Consider the following 1,664-nt stretch of genomic DNA (forward strand, 5'->3'; position numbering starts at 1 on the left):
TAACGGCCGCCGGCGCATCGCGGCGCAGCAGGCATGCCTGCGCGATCACCGCGAGCCGTTGCGCGAACACGCGGCCCGATGCCTCGAGCGTGTCGGCTGGCGCCGTGAGCATCGCGCGCAGCGCATCGAGCGCCGCGCGGATGCGCGGTTCGCCCGCGCCGAGATCGGCGAGTTCGGCGAACAGTGCCTCTGCTGCGTCGGGCTCGCGCGATATCGCGCGCAACACGTCGAGACACATCACGTTGCCCGAGCCTTCCCAGATCGAGTTGACGGGGGCCTCGCGGAACAGCCGCGCGATCGGGCCGTCGTCGACGTAGCCGTTGCCGCCGAACACTTCCATCACCTCGCCGGTCAGCTCGACCGCGCGCTTGCATACCCAGAATTTCGCGGCGGGCGTGACGATCCGCTTCCATGCGCGTTCGCGCGGCGAGTCGTCGCGCTCGAACGCGTCGACGAGACGCATCGAGAGGGACAGCGCCGCTTCGCTTTCGAGCGCGAGATCGGCGAGCACGGTGCGCATCAGCGGCTGCTCGGCGAGCGCGCGCCCGAATGCATGGCGCTGGCGCGTGTACGCGATCGCCTGCACGACGCCCTGGCGCAGCATCGCCGCGCTGCCGAGCACGCAGTTCAGCCGCGTGTAGGTGGCCATCTCGATGATGGTCGGAATGCCGCGGCCTTCGTCGCCGAGCATGATGCCCCACGCGTCGTTCAGCTCGATCTCGCTGCTCGAGTTGCTGCGGTTGCCGACCTTGTCCTTCAGCCGCTGGATCTCGACCGCGTTCTTCGTGCCGTCCGGCCGCCAGCGCGGCACGTAGAAGCACGACGGGCTGCCGGCCTCGGTGCGCGCGACGACCAGGTGCGCGTCGCACATCGGTGCGGAGAAAAACCACTTGTGGCCGCGCAGCCGGTATTCGCCGCCGCGTCCGCCCGCGCCGACGGCGGTCGCGAGCGTCGTATTCGCGCGCACGTCGGAGCCGCCCTGTTTCTCGGTCATGCCCATGCCGAACCAGATCGAGCGTTTTTCAGCGACCGGCACGTCGCGCGGATCGTAATCGTTGCTGTAGAGCTTGTCGCGCAGCAGTGCCCACAGCGCGGGCTCCTTCTGCAGCACGGGGATCGCGGCCTGCGTCATCGTCGCCGGGCACAGCGTGCCGGCCTCGATCTGGCCATGCAGGTAGAAGCCGGCCGCGGTCGCGGCCCAGCGGCCGCGGCGCGACTCGCGGAAGGCGAGCGACACGAAGCCTTCATGGCGGTACTGGCCGAGGAGTGCGTGCCAGGCGGGGTGGAAATCGACGCGGTCGATGCGCCGGCCGCGCCGGTCGAAGGTGTGCAGTTCCGGTGTGTGGTGGTTCGCGTCGTCGGCGAGCCGCGCAGTGTCGGCGCTGCCGAGCCGCGCGCCGTACGCGTCGAGCTGCGGCACGGCCCAGTCGGCGCCCGCGCGGATGAGCGCGTCGCGCAGCGCGATGTCCGTCGCGAAGAGGTTATAGTCGACCAGTTCGTCGAACTGGTTCGTGACGGCGTGAGTCGATTCGGTCATCGAGGTTGTCTCCGGTCTCATGCTTCGCGGGCGGCCGGCGCCATGCCGCATGGATGGCGCTTCGGCGCCGGTTCCGGCCCCCGGTAAACCGCATTCCCTGCTGATTTCAGAGTAGCAAATATGCCGC

The 1,664-nt window shown here is 69.5% G+C and carries 1 protein-coding gene; it reads right to left on the minus strand.

Translation table 11 applies throughout. The features are described from left to right. On the minus strand, nt 1-1,537 hold a 1,537-nt coding region (locus G3O00_RS42385; RefSeq protein ID WP_206146566.1), incomplete at its 3' end, for an acyl-CoA dehydrogenase family protein. Nucleotides 1,538-1,664 lie beyond the last annotated feature (127 nt).

The sequence above is a fragment of the Burkholderia sp. Ac-20384 genome, assembly GCF_017104605.1.
In the GTDB taxonomy this organism is placed as follows: Bacteria; Pseudomonadota; Gammaproteobacteria; order Burkholderiales; family Burkholderiaceae; genus Burkholderia; species Burkholderia lata.